A 21347-nucleotide genomic window follows, 5' to 3' on the forward strand; every position below is an offset into this window, starting at 1 on the left:
TGCGAAAGCAGGTCTTAGTGATCCGGTGGTTCTGTATGGAATGGCCATCGCTCAACGAATAAAAGGTACGCCGGGGATAACAGGCTGATCTGGCCCAAGAGTTCATATCGACGGCCAGGTTTGGCACCTCGATGTCGGCTCATCGCATCCTGGGGCTGAAGCAGGTCCCAAGGGTCCGGCTGTTCGCCGGTTAATAGCGGTACGTGAGCTGGGTTCAGAACGTCGTGAGACAGTTCGGTCCCTATCTGATGTGGGCGCAGGATATTTGAAGGAAGCTGTCCCTAGTACGAGAGGACCGGGATGGCGGCATCTCCGGTGTTCCAGTTGTTCTGCCAAGGGCAACGCTGGGTAGCTGCATGCCGAAGGGATAACCGCTGAAAGCATCTAAGTGGGAAGCCCCTCCTAAGATAAGATATCCCGGGCCGCAAGGCCCCTAAAGGTCACTTGGAGACTACGAGTTTGATAGGCCGGATGTGTAAGTCCAGTAATGGATTGAGCTTACCGGTACTAATTGACCGTGAGGCTTGACCATAATAATATCTAAGTGCTTGGGTTCTGATTCTGAGCGTTTTGCCCCTATTCAATTGAATATAAGTTTTTACGCCTTCCCGCGGCCATACCGGAGGGGTCACACCCGTTCCCATTCCGAACACGGAAGTTAAGCCTTCCAGGGCCGATGGTACTGCATGGGCAACTGTGTGGGAGAGTAGGACGTCGCGGGATTTAATATTAAAACCCCGATTCTTAACTGAGTCGGGGTTTTAATTTTTGTGAAAATTTTAAATTGAGGTACATCCTTCTTATCATCGAGAACCTGCCTGCGCACCCCCGTAAACTATTACTTGACAAATGTAAACCATTAGTGTAAACACAATTTATGATTACTATAGGGGCTAAATTAAAAGCCTTAAGAGAGAGCCAAAAATTATCTCTAAGAGATTTGGCTGATAAAACCGGCTTATCTGCCAGCTTCTTATCACAATTGGAGCTTGGGCAGGTGTCGCCATCCATTGCCTCCCTTGAAAATATTGCAAAGGCGCTCAATGTCTATATTACATATTTTTTTGACGACACCCAAAAGACAGATAGTGTAGTAATAAGAAAGAATGAGCGGAGAAAGATATACAGTAAAGGTTCTATGGCAATTATTCAGCCCCTGGCGCATGAAATAAGCAAAAAGAAGATTGAACCTTTTATGCTGGCGCTGGAGGCCGGAGGCGAGGCCGGGGAGCACCCATATTCGTCCCGCCACGGCGAGGAATTCGGGATTGTTATACAGGGGCGGATTGGATTTACCCTGGAGCAGAATGAATATGTTTTAGAAGAGGGGGATAGCGTATATTTTAACTCATTTAAACCGCACAACTGGAAAAATATAAGCAGGAAAAAGGCAAAGATTATTCTGGTTATTCCGGCGCCATAAGGACAAAATGACATTGTCACCCTTTACCCTCGTATCTTTTTCAATGCTTGTTTTTGCGTTTGCCGCTGTTATTGCGGTGGTTTTTGTAAACCGGCAGCAACTGGCAATATCTCTTTGTTTTCCCCTTGCCGCAATTGCTTCAGCCGTTGCTGTTACTGCCGGGGTATGGACAGTATCAAAAGGTTTTATTCTGTCAAAAACTATCCCTCTGGGACTTCCAGATCTACCATTTCACATGAGACTTGATTCCTTATCAGGCTTCTTCCTCGTTGTAATAGGGCTTTTAGGTCTTTTTGTCTCCATCTATTCAATCGGGTATGTAAAAGAGATATTAAAACATAGGCCGGTAACAAGTCTTATTGTATTTTACTGCATCTTTCTTGCCGGGATGTTTTTAGTCATTCTGGCAGATGACGCGCTTTTCTTTATGATTTCATGGGAGGTCATGGCCGTATCATCCTATTTTCTTGTGATGTTTGAGGATGAAAAGATAGAGAATAGGCGGGCAGCCTTTCTCTATCTGGTAGTTGCGCATATCGGCGCAATCGCAATACTTCTATCATTTGGCGTTATGGCTGGCCTTGCAACAGGGATTGAGACATTTAATGGTTATACATTTGATGCCATGCGTTCGACCTCATTTCCGGCAGGATGGGCGACCCTCGCCTTTTTGCTGGCATTTTTTGGATTTGCTGCAAAGGCAGGCGTTGTCCCCCTGCATGTGTGGCTTCCAGATGCCCACCCGGTTGCCCCCTCCAATGTCTCTGCCTTGATGAGCGGAGTTATGCTCAAAACAGCCATCTACGGCATAGTCCGTATTGTCTTTGACCTTATACATGTTTTCCCATGGTGGTGGGGAGGGCTCGTGCTCATAGTGGGGCTTATATCCGCCGTCTTCGGGATACTCTTCGCGCTCATGCAGGTTGACCTTAAAAGACTGCTTGCGTATTCGTCTGTTGAAAACGTAGGCATTATCCTTATCGGCATCGGGCTTTCAATGATATTCATCTCATTTAAAATGCCTGTCCTTGCCGCACTTGCCCTGACAGCCGGGCTCTATCATACACTCAACCATGCCATGTTCAAAGGGCTTCTGTTTATGGGTGCAGGGGCAGCGCTTCATGCCACCCACGAGCGAAATATGGAAAACATGGGCGGTCTTATTCATAAAATGCCGTGGACTGCCGCTCTCTTTCTCATAGGTTGCATCTCCATATCAGCGCTTCCGCCATTTAATGGCTTTGTCTCAGAATGGCTTATGTTTCAGGCATTTCTTTTGTCGCCCGCGCTTCCAAGCGCCCTGCTTAATCTCTTAATCCCGCTCGGCGCCGCGTTTCTGGCGCTTGGAGCCGCTCTTGCCGCGGCATGCTTTGTCAAGGCATTCGGCATAACATTTTTAGGCCGCTGGCGCGGACATCGCAATCCCCCCTTACATCCCCCCTTTTACAAAGGGGGAAAGGGAGGATTGGAGGCGGATTGGTCAATGCGTATTGGAATGATGCTTTCTGCCGTTGCATGTCTTGTGCTTGGGATATTTCCAACAATATTAATAGGCTGGATGGATACATTATCAGAGCAGATGGTAGGGGCAAGGCTTGCTGTTTCAGCAGGGGCATTCGGCTGGATGTGGCTTACGCCAATAAGTCATGAGCGGGCATCGTATTCAGGCTTTATTGTCTTTCTCGGCATTCTGTCAGTGGTAGCTGTAACATATCTCCTGCTCCATACCCGCCGTACTGCTGTGAGGAGGACGCCGGTCTGGAACTGCGGTTTTGAAAAACTGACAAGCCGTATGCAATATACTGCCACTGGTTTTTCCATGCCGATCCGGAGGATATTTGGATTTCTTTTTTATGTTAGGGAACGGGTGAGAACGACTCAATCGACTGGAAATACGGCATATCCTGAAAGATTACATTATCACCTTCGGGTGAGAGACCGTTTTTGGAATTTACTCTACAAACCTGTTGCCGATGCGAGTTTTTGGGTGTCACGAATGGTTGGGAGGCTTCAACAGGGACGGATACAGATATACCTCATGTACTCATTTATAACAATCATAGTCCTTCTGATGTTTTTGAGGTGAAACCAATATGAGTCCTCACAAAGGATAAAGGATGATGAAAACTTACCCATTTATAATAGAGATGCTTCAGATTGCCGCTGTTCTGATATTATCGCCTGTTTTTATAGGCTGGATACGGATGGTGAAGTGCTGGTTTCAGGGAAGGACATCCGCAGGGCTTTTTCAGCCAATGATGGGTATTATAAAATTATTTTATAAGGATGCAGCGCTGGCTGAAAATGCCTCGTGGATATTCCGCTTTACGCCGTATCTTGTCTTTGGTGTAAGTGTCCTTGCAGCAGGTATTATACCGATTATTTCTACTGATTTATCTCTGGCCTTAACAGCAGACGCAATTGTGATAGTGGCGCTCTTTGCGATTGCAAGATTTTTTACTGCCCTTGCCGGGATGGATATCGGCACAACCTTTGGCGGCATGGGGTCAAGCCGCGAGATGATGGTAGCATCGCTTGCGGAACCCGCTATGCTGATGGCGATATTCGCCGTATCGCTGGTCAGCCATTCAACATCCCTCTCGCAGATAGTAACAGCGCTTGGCCATGGGCTGCTGATACTGAGGCCGTCGCTTGCATTTGCGCTTTTAGCATTTATATTAATTACATTGGCGGAAACCGGAAGGATACCAGTGGACAATCCGGCTACCCATCTGGAATTAACAATGATACATGAGGCCATGATACTGGAATATTCTGGAAGACATCTTGCGCTCATGGAATGGGGCAGCATGATGAAACTCTTTCTTTTTACAACACTGGGGATAGCGTCTTTCTTTCCATGGGGCATTGCTGATAAAAATGACATAACAACGGTTGTGTTAGCCGTTCTTTTTCTTGCAATAAAGCTGGCCGTTGCCGGTGTTGGCCTTGTTTTAATAGAGACAGGGCTGGCAAAGATGCGAATCTTTCGTGTGTCTGAATTTTTAGGAAGCGCATTCCTGTTCGCCACATTAGGGATGCTTTCGTATTTTATGCTGGAATAAATAAGGCAGGGATTAGGGGTTATAAGTATGTCTACAAACATTGCGGCTCAGATAAACAGCGTTCTTGCCGCACTCATTCTCCTTACGGCCTTCGGACTTCTTGTACAAAGGAGGATATACGGGCTTTTGCATCTCTTTGCATGGCAGGGACTATTTCTTTCAATAAGCACGGCAGTTGTGGGATTTGTTGCAGGCGCGCACCATCTTTATATTTCATCTGTTTTGACTCTGGCCATTAAGGTGATACTGCTGCCGTATATACTCCATGTCCTTATAATCCGCTTGCGGATACGGAAGGATATAGATACCGTGGTAAATATCCCAACTACCATGCTCATGGGGATTGCCATTGTGATATTCTCTTATCACCTGACCGCTCCTATACGGGAACTTTCTACGCTTGTAACAAAGTCCACCCTTGCGGTCGCCCTTGCAACTGTCATGTTAGGGCTTCTCATGATGATTACCAGGAGGCATGCGGTTACGCAGATTATAGGATTTCTGGCAATGGAGAACGGGCTCTTCTTTGCGGCTACAAGCGCAACCTACGGCATGCCGCTTGTTGTTGAACTCGGTGTTGCGCTCGACATCCTGATCGCAGCATTCATATTCGGCATATTCTTTTTCCATATCAGCGCCACCTTTGAGTCGCTTGATGTGGAGCAGATGGCGAGACTCAAGGAGGAAGACTGATACTTCTCATTCTATTAGGCATATCATTTTTTGCGGCGGTCATCCTTGCCTTTGTGGGCGACAGGAAATATGCGCCTGAGATAAACATCCTCGGCTCTGCCGCCACATTTCTGGCAGGGGTTGGTCTTGCGGTTCAGGTCTACAGGCACGGGCCGATAATAGCAGGCAACAAATTTTTTTTTGTTGATGCCTTTAATGTCTATCTCGCTGTTCTCACATCATTTGTATCAATGACAACCGCCATCTTCAGCAGGAGGTATATGCGCCGGGAAAGGGAACATGGCCGTGTTGGGCACTGGGGCATGCGATTTTATCACGCCATGTTCCAGCTTTTTATCTTTGCCATGCTTCTTGCGCTTCTTACAAACAATCTCGGGGTTTTATGGATAGCAATGGAGCTTGCCACCCTGTCCACTGTTCTTCTGGTCTCTCTCTACCGCACACCTACGGCGATTGAGGCTGCATGGAAATATTTTATCCTCTGCGGCGTAGGTATAGCCCTGGCGCTCTTCGGCACTGTTCTTCTCTACTTTGCCGCAGAAAAGGTTTTGGGCGAAGGCGGCGAGGCTCTTCTCTGGACAAACTTAAATCAGGTAAAAGATAAACTTGAGCCAACGGTTCTCTCGCTTGCCTTTGTATTCTTAATGGTTGGTTACGGCACAAAGGTGGGACTTGTCCCTTTACACAACTGGCTTCCTGATGCGCACAGCGAAGGCCCGACGCCAATCTCTGCTGTCCTCTCCGGATTATTGTTAAATATTGCCCTCTATGCGCTGGTGAGGTGCAAGGTTCTTGTTGACGGCGCTACAGGCACGCATCAGGCCGGCTATATAATGATGGGGTTTGGGCTTTTATCTATTCTTGTGGCCGCCTTTTCCCTTTTGAGGCAGAAGGATATAAAACGGATGTTCGCATATTCATCCATAGAGCATATGGGCATAGCAACCTTTGCCTTTGGTCTCGGCGGGCCCATAGCCACGTTCGGCGCATTACTGCATATGCTGATGCACAGCTTGACAAAATCATCCATATTTTTCACCGTAGGCCATGCCTCACAGATGCACGGCACGCAGGAGATGAGCAAGATAAAGGGTCTCATAAGGGGAAACCCGCTTGTTGGATGGGGGCTCATGCTCGGCGTTATGGCAATTGCCGGTATGCCGCCATTCGGTATATTTACGAGCGAATTTCTTATATTGACAGCAACCATAAAGAATGCGCCGTTTTTAGCGCCTTTTCTTCTTTTGGGGCTTGCCGTTACATTCGCAGCGCTTTTCAGAAGGGTTCAACCAATGATTGCCGGTGAGATTCCTGCAAACCAGCAGTTTTTAAAAGTCGCCCATCTGCCGGTGATTTTGCACATGGTATTGGTGCTTATCATTGGCATCTATATGCCAAATTTTCTGGCTGAGTGGTTTAATACTGCAGTGGCCTTATTTAAATAAAAATATGAGCACACTAAAAGACAATACAATTTCTTTGATAGGAATAGAGGCAAGATTTGATGAAGGGCAGTATCCTAAAGATGTACCTGCCTGTATCGTTCCGCGAGAACGGTTTGCAGAAGTTGCAAAGGCAATGAAATCTGCTGGGGCGAGGCTTGTTGCAGAGTGGGCGACAGATGAGTCTTCCTTCGGCAGAGGCTTCGGCATTTATGCCTGCTATGCAAAAGATTCAGAATATCTTATTATTAAGACATACGCGCCTCTTGAAGACCCCGCATTTCCAAGCCTCATAAAGAAGTTCGTTTCAGCCTATCGGTTTGAGCGGCAGATGAAAAGTCTTATAGGTGTTAATCCAATTGGTCATCCAGACCCAAGGCCTTGGATAAAGCATGAGGACTGGCCTGAGGATGCATATCCATTGAGAAAATCATTTAATGCATCAAAACCATTGCCAAGAGTGGCGGGCGAATACCAGTTCATAAAGGCAGAAGGCGAGGGGGTTTATGAGATACCTGTTGGTCCTGTTCATGCAGGTATCATTGAGCCTGGGCATTTTAGATTTCAGGCTGTTGGCGAGGATATCATAAATCTTGAGGAAAAACTCGGGTATGTTCACAAAGGCATAGAAAAGAGGTTTGAGTCACTATCATGGGTAGAAGGCGCAAAACTGGCAGGCAGGGTATCGGGTGATACTACTGTTGCACACAGCCTTGCATACTGCAGGGCGTTAGAGTCAATGGCAGGGTGCAATCCCCCTCAGCGGGCATTATGGCTTCGGGCGTTGATGCTGGAAAGGGAGCGCATAGCAAATCATCTCGGAGATTTGGGCTCAATCTGCAATGATGTTGCCTTTGCATTTCTTTTATATCAGTTCTCAATACTTAAAGAGAGGCTTCTCCGCACAAACTTAAAACTCTTTGGCCACAGGTTTATGATGGATAGGATTATTCCGGGCGGAGTGGTTGTTGATATTGGAAAAAATGCTCAAGAAGAAATGTTATCAGAAATGGATTGCCTAATAGATGAATTTGAAAGGCTTGTTACTATCTATGATGAAAATCCATCCCTTGAAGACAGGGTAAGGGATGCAGGCACACTCAGTCCTGACAAGGCAAAGGAAATAGGAGTTGTTGGATTTGTGGCAAGGGCAAGCGGCCAGAACCTTGACTGCCGCATACAGAGTCCGTTCCCACCTTATAACATCATTATTCCTAATATAGCAGTCCTTCAATCAGGTGATGTCCACGCCCGCGCATGGGTGCGCATAGAGGAGATAAGGGAATCTATTAGAATCATTTGTGAGATATTGCATAATCTGCCAGACGGAGAGATTTCTAATCCAGATCTCCAGTCTCAAGCCTCCAGCCCACAGCCTCATATGGCTGGCTTTGCAGTTGTTGAAGGATGGCGCGGAGAAATTGTTTACTGGATTCAGTCCGGGCCAAAGGGTGAGATAAATCGGTGTATGGTGAGAGACCCGTCCAGCGTCAACTGGCTTGCTTTGGAGCAGGCGATTCATGGGAATATTGTCCCTGATTTTCCATTGTGTAATAAGAGTTTCAATCAGTCTTATTCAGGACACGACCTATGATTAGGATACTTCATCAGATATTCAGGACAGGTATTGTTACCGAGCCTCTTCCTCCTTTAGTAGAGGCTGAGATAAAAGAAGTAGGCGCAAGACTTGAAGAGACTATAAGAAAGCGTTTTCGCAGAAGCCTTACTATAAGGGAGGTAGATGCAGGTTCATGCAACGGCTGTGAACTTGAGATTCATGCTATAAATAATCCAATCTATAACTGCGAAAGATTTGGCATACGCTTTACCGCTTCCCCAAGGTTTGCAGATATGCTTTTAGTAACAGGGCCTGTTTCACGGAACATGGAGATTGCACTTAGCAGAACCTACAATGCCACACCTTCGCCGAAGCTTGTAGTAGCAGTTGGAGACTGTGGTTATAATGGAGGCATATTTGGCGAGAGTTATGCCTCCCTCGGCGGTATTGGAAAGGTTATTCCTGTAAATATTTATATTCCGGGATGTCCACCTGCGCCTATTGCCATATTGCAGGGTATTCTAAAAGTCATTGGGTGAAACGAGAATGAATAACATGGTACTAAATTGGTAAAGAGTATGACGCCGCTGGATTTAAAAAAAGAACCCCCGTTTCTTTCAAAAGGAACGGGGGTTCTTTTGTAGCCTTGACAATATTGTTCTACAAGACTAAATTATAATCGTAGTTGTTTGAACGGAGGATTATCAAATTATGCGGTTTGACAGATTTACCATAAAATCACAGGATGCGCTGCAGGAGGCGCAGTCAATTGCTGAAAGGCATCAGCACCAGGATGTTGACGACGGGCATCTTCTTCTTGCGCTTATTGGCCAGGAGGGGGGCATAGTTGCGCCCATAATTCAGAGGGTTGGGGCAAATATAAACTTGATAAAGGGCCAGATTGAGGATGCATTGAAAAAGCTTCCAAAGGTTTCCGGCGCCGGTGGGGAGGTATATCTTGCGCCTGGGCTAAAGAAGATTCTTGATAAGGCATTGGAAGAGGCGCAGAGGCTTAAGGACGAATTTGTATCAACTGAGCATATACTCATAGCAATCGCGAACGATAAGACAGGCGAGGCCAGCAGGATACTGTCAGCCCAGGGAGCTACTAAAGACACCATATTAAAGGCATTGGCATCTGTAAGGGGCAGTCAACGTGTAACAGATCAGAACCCTGAGGAAAAATATCAGGCCCTAATGCGTTATACAAGGGATCTGGTTGAGCTTGCGAGAAAGGGTAAGCTTGACCCTGTGATAGGCAGGGATGATGAGATACGGCGCGTTGTTCAGGTTCTTTCCAGAAGGACAAAAAATAATCCTGTCCTGATCGGCGAGGCAGGGGTCGGGAAGACTGCCATTGTTGAGGGCCTTGGGCAGAGGATTGTGTCAGGAGATGTGCCTGAGACCTTGAAGAATAAAAGGCTTCTGGCTTTGGACCTGGGCGCGCTCATTGCAGGGACAAAATACAGGGGTGAATTTGAGGACAGGCTAAAGGCCATTTTGCGGGAGATTAATGAATCGCAGGGTGAGGTGATTTTATTCATAGATGAACTTCATACATTAGTTGGCGCAGGCGCTGCCGAGGGCGCAATGGATGCATCTAATATGCTTAAGCCCGCGCTGGCGCGTGGAGAGATTAAATGCGTGGGCGCAACCACCCTTAATGAATACAGAAAGCATATTGAAAAGGACGCTGCGCTTGAAAGGCGGTTTCAGCCTGTTTATGTGGGCGAGCCTTCTGTGGAAGACACCATATCAATCCTGCGCGGCCTTAAGGAAAAATACGAGGTTCATCACGGCGTAAGGATTGCGGATTCTGCCATTGTTGCAGCAGCCACACTATCCCACAGATATATTGCTGACAGGTTTCTTCCTGACAAGGCAATTGATTTGATAGATGAGTCGGCCTCGGGGCTCAGGATTGAGATAGACAGCATGCCCACAGAGATAGATGAGGTAGAGAGGCGCATAATACAGCTTGAGATAGAGAAACGGGCATTGAAAAAAGAAACGGATAAGGCGTCGCTGGAGAGGCTTGCAAAGATAGAAAAAGAGCTTGCCGATCTAAAAGAAGAAAGCACCGGTTTGAAGGCAAGATGGCAGAAGGAAAAGGCAGAGATAGGAAAGATAACGGCGATAAAGGAAAAGATTGAGGATACAAAACTCAAAGCAGCACAGGCTGAGAGGGGAGGGGATTTGGGTAAGGCTGCTGAGCTAAAATACGGTGTCCTTGTTCAGCTTCAGAAGGATATGGAAGAGGGACAGATAAGGCTGACAGAGACTCAAAGGAATCACGGTATGCTGAAGGAGGAGGTTGGTTCAGAGGATATCGCAGAGGTAGTTTCCAAGTGGACCGGCATCCCTGTGTCAAGGATGATGGAGGGGGAGAGGGAGAAGTTGTTAAAGATGGAGGACAGGCTCAAGAAGAGGGTTGTGGGCCAGGAAGAGGCGATAAAGGCGGTTTCCAATGCAGTGAGGAGGGCGAGGGCAGGGCTTCAGGATGTAAACAGGCCTGTGGGCTCTTTTATATTCCTGGGGCCGACGGGTGTTGGCAAGACGGAGACAGCAAGGGCTCTTGCAGAGTTTTTGTTTGATGACGAGCAGGCAATGGTAAGGATTGACATGAGCGAGTTCATGGAAAAACATTCTGTGGCAAGGCTTATAGGCGCGCCGCCTGGTTATGTGGGGTATGAGGAGGGCGGCTATCTCACAGAGGCTGTGCGCAGAAGGCCGTATTCAGTCCTTCTCTTTGACGAGATAGAAAAGGCGCATCCCGAGGTGTTCAATATCCTTTTACAGATACTAGATGACGGAAGGCTTACAGACGGTCATGGTCGCACGGTTGATTTTAAAAACACGGTTATTATAATGACATCCAATATAGGCAGCCAGTTTTTGACTGAGTTGGGGGAGAATGAATATGACGAAATAAGAAACAGGGCGCTGGAAAGCCTTAAGGTTTCATTTAAGCCGGAGTTTTTGAACAGGATTGATGATATAATCATTTTCCATCCACTATTAAGGGAGCACATAAAGGCAATAGTGGATATACAGGTGGAGCGTCTTAAGAAACTGCTTAAGGAAAGGAAGCTTGAGCTTACGTTGGATGAAGGGGCAAAGAATTTTCTTGCTGCCGAAGGCTATGACCCGGCATACGGCGCAAGGCCGCTTAAAAGGCTAATCCAGAGGGAGATTCAGGACCCCCTTGCAAGTAAATTGCTTGAGGGTGAATTCAGGGAAGGCGATAATATTATTGTAAGCGAGGATAAAGGGAAACTCAGGTTTGAGCAGTCGAAGGCGCGGCATGGCGCAAAGAAATAATTTGATTAATTTCCTGTTAATTTACATTAATACTGCCAAACAGGTCTTGACAAAGGTGTGATTTTCAGGTGAAGTATCATTTGTAACGGTTAAGGGAGGTAGTTTTATTATGGCATTGTTAAAATGGGACCCGTTCAAAGATCTGCTTACCATTCAGGAAAGGATGAACCGCTTATTTGATGAAACCCTCTCCAGGGCAAAAGGCACGGGCGAAGAGATGGGAAGGAGCGGTTGGCATCCTCCGGTGGATATTTATGAGACAGATGAGCATATTATTCTAAAGGCGGAGTTGCCGGGGATAAAAAAGAAGGATATTGAAATAGAGATAAATGACAATATTCTTGTATTGAAAGGTGAAAGCAGGTTTGGAAAAAATGTTCAGGAAGAAAACTATCACAGGATGGAACGTTCCTATGGCGCCTTCCAGAGGGTATTTACCCTTCCTTATATAGTGGATAAGGATAATGTTAATGCAAAATATAATCATGGTGTTCTGGAGATTATGCTGCAAAAAATCAGAGAACAAAAGCCTAAGCACATAAAGGTAGAGGCAAAATAAAAGTGCAAATTGCAAATTGCAAAATTAAACAATCCATTAGCTTATTGCCTAAACAAAAAAACAAAGGAAATCTCAACGAAAGGAGAGGCAGGGCTTTTAGATAATATTCTTTATGATTTGCGAATGAGGTATGTTAGTGTAATAAAATAGCGAACGGCGCATGCCGCTTGCTTCAGTGAAAGGAGGAAGAAGATGGACAATATTACAGGTAAGAAAAGATCCGGCATTACCGGCATTAAGAGTATAATGATAGTCGGGATAGCATCCCTGTTGCTTGGTGTTATGCTGACTGCAAGATTTGGCATCACACCATCAACAGACGCCCAGAGTTTCTGGAAAGAAAAAATGGAAAAGGCAGAGTTGTTGCAGCTTGAGCCCAACTCATTTGTAAGATTAGCAAAAGAACTGAACCCTGTAGTTGTCAACATATCCATGACACAGGTCGTAAAACAAAAACCGATGGTTCCGTTCCCTGAATTCAGAAATCCTTTTGAAGAAGAAGATGAGTTCAGGTTACCAGGAGAGGCACCGGAAAGGGAATTTAAGAGGCAGAGCGCCGGCTCAGGATTTATAATAAATAAAGAAGGATACATCCTTACAAATAGTCATGTGGTGGAAAACGCAGAAGAAATAATAGTTACACTTTCGGATAAAAAGGAAAAGGAGTATAAGGCAAAGCTCGTGGGCAAGGATGTAAGGCTGGATGTGGCGCTTATAAAGATTGACGCAAACGGCGATCTGTCTGTTGCCGCGCTTGGGGATTCTGACAAGATTGAGATAGGGGAATGGGTTATTGCTATCGGCAATCCATTTGGTTTGGGCCATACAGTTACCGCTGGTATTGTAAGCGCAAAAGGCAGAGTCATTGGCGCAGGGCCGTATGATAATTTTATTCAGACTGACGCGGCTATCAATCCAGGCAATAGCGGAGGTCCTCTGTTTAATCTCAGGGGAGAGGTTGTAGGAATAAATACCGCAATCATTGCAGGCGGCCAGGGCGTTGGTTTTGCCACGCCTATCAATATGGCAAAGGATATACTTCTTCAGTTAAAAGAAAAGGGCAGTGTTACGAGGGGATGGATAGGCGTCGGTATTCAGGAGGTGACGCCTGACCTTGCAAAGTCTTTCGGCCTGAAAGACAAGCAAGGCGCGCTGGTATCCTCTGTGCAGGAGGGTGAGCCTGCTGATAAGGCAGGGATAAAGCCGGGCGATATTATTGTGGAGTTTGATGGCAAAGAAATAAACGAGGTAAGCGATTTGCCGAGGACTGTTGCCTCTATTGCCCCCGGCAAAACCGTTAAGGTAAAGATTATAAGAGACGGCAAGCAAAAGGATATTTCAATTACTGTAGGAAAGATGAAAGAAGAGGAAGAGGCCGCGGCAGTTGAGGGGAAGGAAGAGGGAACGCCGGAGAAAAGGTTTGGGCTTTCAGTTCAGTCAATAACCCCTGAAATAGCCCAAAGGATGGATCTCAAGGATACAAAAGGTGTATTGGTGGTTAAGGTCAAGCCTAATAGTCCTGTTGCGGAAGCAGGTATAAAGAACGGTGATATTATAAAACAGGTGAATAGAAAAGATATTAAGGATCTCAAGGAATACAAAGAGGCAATGAAGGCAGTTTCTAAGGACGATACTGTTCTCTTCCAGATAGTCAGTGGCGGCAGGACATTTTATGTTGCCATAAAGGTGAAAGCAAAGGATTAGGGATTGCGGAAAAATACCAGAATTGTTGCCATAACAGGCGCCAGCGGGACGCTGTACGGCTTGAGGCTTATACAGGAACTTCTGAAAAGGGGAGATGATACGGCAGTAATCATCTCCCCTTCTGGTTTTCTGGTTCTGGAGCAAGAGACAGGTTTAAGACTAAAAGGCGATAGACTTGGTGTTGCAAAGGGCTTGAGAAAATATTTTGGCAGAACCAGGGGCAAGATAAACTACTATCCTTCAAACGATATTTCTTCTCAACTGAGCAGCGGTTCATCCCTTATTCGTGATATGGTTGTATGTCCGTGCTCCATGGGTACGTTGGCAAGAATTGCATCAGGCATATCTGGAAACCTGATTGAACGGACGGCAGATGTTGTATTAAAGGAAAAGGGGAGGCTCATTATTGTCCCGCGGGAAACACCTTTAAATCAGATACACCTTGAAAACATGTTAAAGCTCTGTAAAATGAATGCGCATATAATACCTGCAATGCCGGCCTTTTATCACAAACCAAAAAAAATGGAAGACCTCGTTGATTTTGTCGTGGGCAAGATTCTGGACGCAATGGGAATCGAGAATAGATTGTATAAAAGATGGGGTGGCGGGAAATAGTTATGCTGGATATAAAATTTGCAAGAGAAAATCCAGAGAAAGTAATCAAAGCCCTTGAGAAGAGGCATTATGATATATCTGTATTTGATGACTTTCTCAAAAACGAAAAAGAAAGGAAAACGATACTTTCCGCTGTTGAAAACCATCGCCAAAAGTTGAATGAGATTTCTAACAAGGTTGGAGTAGGCAGAAAACAGGGACAGGATGTATCAGAATTATTATTCAAGGCAAAAGAACTTTCAGACACAATAAAAAATCAAGAGGCTTTTTTAAGTGAATGGGAAGAAAAAGTTAAAAATGCGTTATTGATTATCCCCAACATCCAGCACGCAACAGTTCCCGAAGGTAAGACACCGGATGATAATAGAGAAGTCAGAAGATACGGCAACCTTCATCAAATTGCCTTTACACCAAGAGATCACAGCGAAATAGGTGTCAACCTCGGCATTCTGGATTTTGAGCGGGGAAGTAAAATAGCCGGCGCCAGATTTACATTGTATAAAGGTCTGGGTGCGCTTTTAGAAAGGGCGCTTATCAATTTTATGCTGGATGTGCATACGCGGGAGAACGGATATATAGAGGTCCTCCCGCCTTTTATGGTAAACAGGGCATGTATGACAGGGACAGGCCAGCTTCCAAAGTTTGAAGACGACCTGTTTAAGATAGAAGGATGGGATCATTTTCTTATACCTACCGCAGAGGTTCCTGTTACAAATATCTTTAGAGATGAGATATTGAAAGAGGGAGAATTGCCAATCTATTACACGGCATATACGCCATGTTTCAGAAAAGAGGCCGGTTCATACGGCAAGGATGTGAAGGGGCTTATAAGGCAGCATCAGTTCAACAAGGTGGAATTAGTAAAATTTGCAAAACCGGAAACATCTTATGATGAGTTGGAAAAACTCACATCAGACGCGGAAAAGATATTACAGAAACTCGGCTTGCATTACCGTGTTGTTGAGCTCTGTGCCGGCGATATAGGCTTTTCATCCGCAAAGACTTACGACATAGAGGTCTGGCTTCCCGGCCAGGGCAAATACAGGGAGATATCATCATGCAGCAATTTTGAGGATTTTCAGGCGCGGAGGGCGAATATAAAATATAAACCAAAAGATGGAGGAAAGCCCAGATTTGTCCATACCCTTAACGGCTCCGGTCTTGCTGTGGGCAGGACTTTGGTTGCCATACTGGAAAATTTTCAGCAGGAAGATGGAAGCGTAATAATCCCGGAGGCCCTCAGACCGTATATGGGAGGGGTAGAAAGGATAGTAAGCGGTAAGCAGTAAGCAGGTTTGGTGGGGTACAAAAGGAGGGATTGTCTTGCTTGAAGAGAAGATAAAGAACAAGACTGCAAGGATTGGTATTATAGGTCTTGGGTATGTGGGTTTGCCGTTGGCGCTGGAATTTGCAAAGGCAGGTTTCAGAGTAACAGGCTTTGATGTTGATGAAGTTAAAGTCAGGAAGGCAAACAGAGGCGAGTCGTATGTAAAGGATGTAAAAAGCGCGGATTTTGCAAAAGAGATAAAAAAGGAAAGGTTTATTGCAACTGCTAACTTCAATAAACTCAGCGGGATGGATGCCATAAGCATTTGTGTCCCCACACCTTTGAGCAAGACAAAAGATCCGGATATGTCGTATATAATTGCGGCAACAGACGCGGTTTCCAGAAATTTGAGAAAAGGGCAGCTTATAGTTCTTGAGAGCACCACATATCCTGGAACAACCGAAGATGTTATCCTCCCTATGCTTGAGGCAAAGGGCTTTAAGGCCGGCAGAGATTTCTATCTTGCATTTTCTCCTGAAAGGGTTGACCCGGGGAACAAAATCTATCAAACAAAGAATACCCCGAAGGTTATAGGAGGCATTACGAAAAATTGCCTTAAACTTGCCGGTCTTCTTTACGGACAGGCGATAGAAAGAATAGTCCCTGTAAGCTCTGCGCGCGCAGCAGAGATGGTGAAGATACTTGAAAATACATTCAGGGCAATAAATATTGGCCTTGCAAATGAGGTTGCAATTATGTGCAATAAGCTGAATATAGACGTCTGGGAAGTAATAGATGCGGCAAGGACAAAACCTTTTGGTTTCATGCCTTTTTATCCTGGGCCTGGACTTGGCGGCCACTGCATACCAATTGACCCATCTTATCTTTCATGGAAGATGAGGACGTTGAACTACAATGCTAAGTTTATTGAACTTGCATCCGAGATAAATTCATCCATGCCGGGGTATGTTGTAGAAAAGGTTGTCAATGCGCTCAATCAAAAAGGAAAGGCATTGAAAGGCGCAAAGATCCTGATAATCGGGGTCGCATATAAAAAGGATGTGGACGATATAAGAGAATCCCCTGCGCTGGATATTATGGAACATTTAATTAAAAAAGGGGCAAAGGTATCTTACAATGACCCTTTAGTAAAAGAATTATCAATTGAATCCGGCAAACTTAAATCATTTAAACTTACACCAAATCTCCTTGCTAAATCTGATTGTGTTGTTATTGTAACAGACCATTCTGTTTATAACTATGCATGGATTGTAAAGCGCTCAAAGGTGGTTGTGGATACCCGTAATGCAGCGAAGGGGATTAAATCGGAAAAGATTGTGAGGTTGTGAAGATAGATTGAATATAGGCCTTATAAGGATGCGCTATACCCCTTACGGCGGGGCAGAGGTTTTTCTCTCCAGATTCATTGATGAACTCATTAAAAACGGGCATACCTGCCATCTGTTTGCTGCAAAGTGGGATGAGGATATAAAAGACGGCGTCATATGGCACAAGGTAAAAACATTCGGTCCTTCGTTCCTGCGTTTGTTGTCGTTTGCTGTAAATGCCTGGTTTGCCGTAAAAAGAACCGCTCCTGATGTTATCGTAAGTTTTGAAAGGACTTTGTATCAGGATATCTACCGCGCAGGAGATGGGTGCCATAAAGAATGGCTGATACAGAGAAGACAAGTCACAAGTCACAAGTCACAAGTCACAAGTCAAATAATATTGCTTCTAAAGCAATTCATTGTATATTTTAATCCGCGGCACCTTACCATCCTTTATCTGGAAAAAAAACTTTTTAAAAGCAAAAAACTAAAATTTGTCGTTGCGAACTCAAACCGCGGCAAAGAGGAGATAATAAGGCATTATAAATTGCCTGAAGATAATATTTGTGTTATATATAACGGGATTGATATTAATGAATTTGACCTTGGTTGCAGAGATAAAATCAGGGCTGCCTATAGGGAAAAACTTAACATAAAAGATGAAATAGCGCTTTTATTTGTGGGTTCTGGTTTTGATAGAAAAGGCCTCTGGTTTCTTATAGAGGCTGTAGGTATTTTAAAAAGAAACGGTTATAACAAGCTGAAACTCATTGTTGCAGGCAAGGGGAAGATTAGAAAATATAAGAATGCGGCGGACAGGCTTGGAATAGGAAAGGATGTGATATTTACAGGTCCCGTGAAAGATGTGCAAGGTTATTACTCTGCAGCGGATATATTTATCCTGCCGTCCATATATGAACCTTTCAGCAATGCCTGCATGGAGGCAATGGCAAGCGGGCTTCCTGTTGTAACATCAAGGATAAACGGGGTATCAGAGATACTCACTGATGGAAAGGATGGGATGATTATAGATGTTCCTGCAAACCCTGAAGAGATTGCGGAGAAGATTAAGCCTTTGCTGGATGAAAGGGCAAGGCAGGCCGTAGGCAGGGAAGCGCGGATGACTGTTGTAAACTACAGCATAGAAAGAAATGTAGAGAGATTTTTAAGGCTTATTGATGAGGTCAGAGGGGGTCTAAAGGGGTGAGGTCTATTTTAAAATATAACAGAGGGGTTGAGATCCTTGGTAATTTTAAAAAAGGGACTGTCCTTGTTATAGGCGATCTGGTAATGGATCATTTCATCTGGGGAAAGGTGAGGCGCATATCGCCGGAGGCCCCTGTCCCTGTTGTAGAGATTAATTCGGAGAGCCTTATGCTGGGCGGCGCCGCAAATGTTGTAAATAATATCCACAGTCTCGGCGGCAGGGTTCTTGTATGCGGCGTTATTGGGAAAGATGACGCCGGTAAAAAGCTCGTCCATGAACTTAAGCAAAAAGGAATACCGTCAGACGGTGTTATTGTTGAAGGCGATAGGCCGACCTCTGTAAAGACGAGGATTATAGCCCATAGCCAGCAGGTAGTAAGGTTTGATAGGGAGAAAAGGGACAAGATACATCTTGATGCAATGAAGGCAATAATAGACCATACAAAAAAGAAGATAGGCTCAGTGGATGCTATTGTTATATCAGATTATGCCAAAGGTGTGATATCCGAAGAACTTGTGGAAGAGGTGATAAATATTGCCAGGAAAAAGAATAAACCTGTTGCTGTTGATCCAAAGGTCAGCCATTTTGATTTTTATAAAAATGTCAGCATAATAACTCCTAATAATGATGAGGCATCACAGGCATCCGGCATAGATATCGAAGATGACGCAAGCCTTTTGCGGGCAGGCGAGGTTCTTCTCAATAAACTCGGAAGTGATGCGATTCTTATAACAAGGGGGGAGCATGGCATGAGCCTGTTTGAAAATAATGGCGGGATAACGCACATCCCCACTGTTGCGAAAGAGGTTTATGATGTAAGCGGCGCAGGAGATACTGTTATAGGCACGGTTGCTCTGGCAATTGCCTCCGGCGCAAGTTTCAAGGAGGCGGCAGTGATATCCAATTTTGCGGCAGGCATTGTAGTCGGCAAGGTGGGGACAGCCACTGTTACACCGGAAGAATTAAAGAAGGCTGTTGGAAATGGACTCGGAGCGAAGAAAGGAAGATGAGTAAACCAAAGGAGCCGCATTTAGTTAAACTAATAACAAGCCTTATAACCTCTGATAATGGGATTATAAACGGGCTTACAAAACCTGTTTTAAAAAAGATGGAAGACAGATTCGGCGGCATGGATATTTTAAGCGAAAGGCTGGATTTTAGCCATACCGACTATTATAAAGATGAGATGGGGGAAGGGTTGTTCAGAAAGATTGCATCCTTTGAAAAACTTATTAAACCCGACTCACTACCGGATATAAAGCTTTTTACAAACTCAATTGAGGATGAATATCTCAAGGAAGATGGGAAGAGGATAATAAATATAGACCCGGGCTATATCTCCATGGAAAAGATGGTTCTTGCAAGCTGTAAGAATTTCTCCCACAGGATATATCTAATAAACGGCGTATATGCTGACTTAACCCTTATTTACAAGGGCGATGGATTTCAGCCGCTGGAGTGGACATTTTCGGATTACGCCGAAGCTAATATGAGAAGACTCCTGAAAGAAATTAGGCAGAGGTATGCGCACCAACTTCAAAATATGTGGTCTACAAGTGCTTAAGAGCATGACGGGCTGCGGCGCAGCTCTTTTTTCAATTGGGGAAGGCAGGTTTTCTCTTGAAATAAAGAGTGTAAATCATCGCTTTCTTGAGATAAATATAAAGGCCCCGGACAGGTTTTTCCTATTGGAAAATAAGATTAGAGATATTATCAAAAAGTCTTGCTCAAGAGGTTCGTTATCTGTAGCAATCACGTCTCTTGGCACATCTCTTGGAGAAGCAGCAGGACAATTGAAGCCCAATATTCCATTGGCCAGATATTATATTGACGTTATCCGGGAACTTCAAAAAGAACTTGGGCTCAGACAAGAAGAGATTGACATATCACTACTTTTGAAATTCAAGGATATATTTTCTTTTAGCGGTATAGAGCGCAATCATGGAATGGATTGGAATGGGCTTAAATCTGGTTTGGAAAGCGCATTAAATTCTCTCTTAAAGATGAGGGAGGAAGAAGGCTGCGCCCTTGCAAAAGATATAGGTTTAAGGCTTGATTACATGGAGGATATTGTCTCAAAAATGGAAAAACGAGCGCCGATTATATCAGAGGCATATAGAGAGAAACTAAGGCAGAGGATGGCCGATATTCTTAGCGGCGCAGATGTAGATGAGGCTCGATTATTAACAGAGGTTGCCGTTTTTGCCGAGCGAAGCAGTATTACAGAGGAACTGGTAAGGTTAAAGAGCCATTTAACGCAATTTAAAAATATGCTCGGATTAGATGAACTGGGCGCCCATCCGAAGGATGGGTCGGGCAGAAAGGCGGATTTTCTGTGCCAGGAGGTTTTGCGAGAGATAAATACCATTGGCTCAAAGGCCAATGACTTTGAATTATCCACTCTGGTTGTTTCAGCAAAGGCAGAGCTGGAGAAGATACGGGAACAGGTTCAGAATGTCGAATAAAGAAGCAAGCAATAGTCAGCAGTCAGCGACAGGCGGCAACGGCATACTTTTTATTGTCTCTGCTCCTTCCGGCGCCGGCAAGACAACACTTTGCAGGAAGGCGGTTGACTATTTCCATGATTTAAGGCATTCTGTATCTTACACAACGAGGTCTCCCAGGGATGGTGAAAAAGACGGAATTGATTACCACTTTATAACTAAAGAGACCTTCCAGGAAATGATTAATAAAGGGGAGTTTCTTGAATGGGCAGAGGTTCATGGAAATAGGTACGGAACATCATTCAACGAGACTAAAAAACTGCTTGTAGGCGGATTGGATATAATCCTTGATATAGATGTCCAGGGTGCAAGGCAAATAAAACTGCAAATTGTAAATTTCAAATTTCAAATTTCAGGGGTCTTTATATTTGTCCTTCCACCATCATTGGAGGACTGTGAAAAAAGGATTAGAAACAGGGGTAAGGATAGTTATGAGGCAATTTTAAGCAGATTGGAAAATGCTAGAAACGAGATAAAAGAAATGTTCTGGTATGAGTATGTTATTATAAATGAAAACCTTGAAGATGCGTTTGAAAGGCTTAAATCAGTTATAATAGCTGAGAGAAGCAAAAGAGAAAGGATGATGGGAAAGCTTAAGGGGCTTTATCCCACGTTTCTGAAAGAATGAAGTAGTTCACGTGACAATTTTTGAGCGTGAACA

Annotated in this window: 18 protein-coding genes and 2 rRNA genes; all 20 read left to right on the forward strand. The window is 44.8% G+C overall.

The window, feature by feature from the left end:
- Nucleotides 1-532: ribosomal RNA gene (locus tag Q8P28_01265) — 23S ribosomal RNA — on the forward strand; the annotation flags it as partial.
- A gap of 74 nt (nucleotides 533-606) precedes the next feature.
- Nucleotides 607-723, forward strand: a 5S ribosomal RNA gene (gene rrf, locus Q8P28_01270).
- A 154-nt stretch (nucleotides 724-877) separates the two neighbouring features.
- Nucleotides 878-1423 (forward strand): helix-turn-helix domain-containing protein, encoded by a 546-nt coding sequence (locus Q8P28_01275; protein MDP2681424.1) that lies wholly within the window; start codon nucleotides 878-880, stop codon nucleotides 1421-1423.
- Nucleotides 1424-1430: 7 nt separating this feature from the next.
- Nucleotides 1431-3509, forward strand: a complete 2079-nt coding sequence (gene hyfB / locus Q8P28_01280; GenBank protein MDP2681425.1) for a hydrogenase 4 subunit B — start codon at nucleotides 1431-1433, stop codon at nucleotides 3507-3509.
- 34 nt (nucleotides 3510-3543) lie between these two features.
- Nucleotides 3544-4488, forward strand: coding sequence for an NADH-quinone oxidoreductase subunit H (locus tag Q8P28_01285; GenBank protein ID MDP2681426.1), 945 nt, complete (start codon nucleotides 3544-3546; stop codon nucleotides 4486-4488).
- A 27-nt stretch (nucleotides 4489-4515) separates the two neighbouring features.
- A complete protein-coding gene (locus tag Q8P28_01290; GenBank protein ID MDP2681427.1) occupies nucleotides 4516-5181 on the forward strand; it encodes a formate hydrogenlyase in 666 nt (221 codons plus the stop codon).
- On the forward strand, nucleotides 5178-6626 hold the full coding sequence (locus Q8P28_01295; GenBank protein MDP2681428.1) for a hydrogenase 4 subunit F: 1449 nt from the start codon (nucleotides 5178-5180) through the stop codon (nucleotides 6624-6626). Before Q8P28_01290 ends, Q8P28_01295 begins: the two co-directional genes overlap by 4 nt.
- A gap of 4 nt (nucleotides 6627-6630) precedes the next feature.
- Entirely contained in the window at nucleotides 6631-8217 is a 1587-nt protein-coding gene (locus Q8P28_01300; GenBank protein ID MDP2681429.1) for an NADH-quinone oxidoreductase subunit C, read from the forward strand.
- Nucleotides 8214-8720 carry an NADH-quinone oxidoreductase subunit B family protein gene (locus tag Q8P28_01305; protein MDP2681430.1) on the forward strand — a complete coding sequence of 169 codons (507 nt, stop codon included), beginning with the start codon at nucleotides 8214-8216 and terminating at the stop codon, nucleotides 8718-8720. The genes Q8P28_01300 and Q8P28_01305 overlap by 4 nt, the downstream gene beginning before the upstream one ends.
- Before the next feature lie 172 nt (nucleotides 8721-8892).
- On the forward strand, nucleotides 8893-11502 hold the full coding sequence (gene clpB, locus Q8P28_01310) for an ATP-dependent chaperone ClpB (protein ID MDP2681431.1): 2610 nt from the start codon (nucleotides 8893-8895) through the stop codon (nucleotides 11500-11502).
- Between the two features lie 109 nt (nucleotides 11503-11611).
- Nucleotides 11612-12061, forward strand: coding sequence for an Hsp20/alpha crystallin family protein (locus tag Q8P28_01315; protein ID MDP2681432.1), 450 nt, complete (start codon nucleotides 11612-11614; stop codon nucleotides 12059-12061).
- 192 nt (nucleotides 12062-12253) lie between these two features.
- The gene (locus tag Q8P28_01320; protein ID MDP2681433.1) at nucleotides 12254-13765 is read left to right on the forward strand and encodes a DegQ family serine endoprotease; all 1512 of its coding nucleotides are present in this window, start codon (nucleotides 12254-12256) and stop codon (nucleotides 13763-13765) included.
- Nucleotides 13766-13768: 3 nt separating this feature from the next.
- Complete coding sequence (locus Q8P28_01325) at nucleotides 13769-14380, forward strand: flavin prenyltransferase UbiX (protein MDP2681434.1); 612 nt, start codon at nucleotides 13769-13771, stop codon at nucleotides 14378-14380.
- A 2-nt stretch (nucleotides 14381-14382) separates the two neighbouring features.
- Nucleotides 14383-15669: a serine--tRNA ligase gene (gene serS, locus Q8P28_01330; GenBank protein ID MDP2681435.1), complete on the forward strand. Its 1287-nt coding sequence runs from the start codon at nucleotides 14383-14385 to the stop codon at nucleotides 15667-15669.
- A gap of 34 nt (nucleotides 15670-15703) precedes the next feature.
- Entirely contained in the window at nucleotides 15704-16996 is a 1293-nt protein-coding gene (locus tag Q8P28_01335; protein ID MDP2681436.1) for a nucleotide sugar dehydrogenase, read from the forward strand.
- Between the two features lie 7 nt (nucleotides 16997-17003).
- On the forward strand, nucleotides 17004-18182 hold the full coding sequence (locus Q8P28_01340; protein ID MDP2681437.1) for a glycosyltransferase family 4 protein: 1179 nt from the start codon (nucleotides 17004-17006) through the stop codon (nucleotides 18180-18182).
- Nucleotides 18179-19192, forward strand: coding sequence for a D-glycero-beta-D-manno-heptose-7-phosphate kinase (gene rfaE1 / locus Q8P28_01345; GenBank protein MDP2681438.1), 1014 nt, complete (start codon nucleotides 18179-18181; stop codon nucleotides 19190-19192). The genes Q8P28_01340 and rfaE1 overlap by 4 nt, the downstream gene beginning before the upstream one ends.
- Nucleotides 19189-19746: a DUF4416 family protein gene (locus Q8P28_01350; protein MDP2681439.1), complete on the forward strand. Its 558-nt coding sequence runs from the start codon at nucleotides 19189-19191 to the stop codon at nucleotides 19744-19746. Before rfaE1 ends, Q8P28_01350 begins: the two co-directional genes overlap by 4 nt.
- A complete protein-coding gene (locus tag Q8P28_01355; protein MDP2681440.1) occupies nucleotides 19739-20647 on the forward strand; it encodes a YicC/YloC family endoribonuclease in 909 nt (302 codons plus the stop codon). The genes Q8P28_01350 and Q8P28_01355 overlap by 8 nt, the downstream gene beginning before the upstream one ends.
- Nucleotides 20637-21314, forward strand: coding sequence for a guanylate kinase (gmk, locus tag Q8P28_01360; protein ID MDP2681441.1), 678 nt, complete (start codon nucleotides 20637-20639; stop codon nucleotides 21312-21314). Before Q8P28_01355 ends, gmk begins: the two co-directional genes overlap by 11 nt.
- Nucleotides 21315-21347 lie beyond the last annotated feature (33 nt).

The organism is Deltaproteobacteria bacterium, from assembly GCA_030690165.1.
GTDB lineage: Bacteria > Desulfobacterota > GWC2-55-46 > UBA9637 > UBA9637 > JACRNJ01.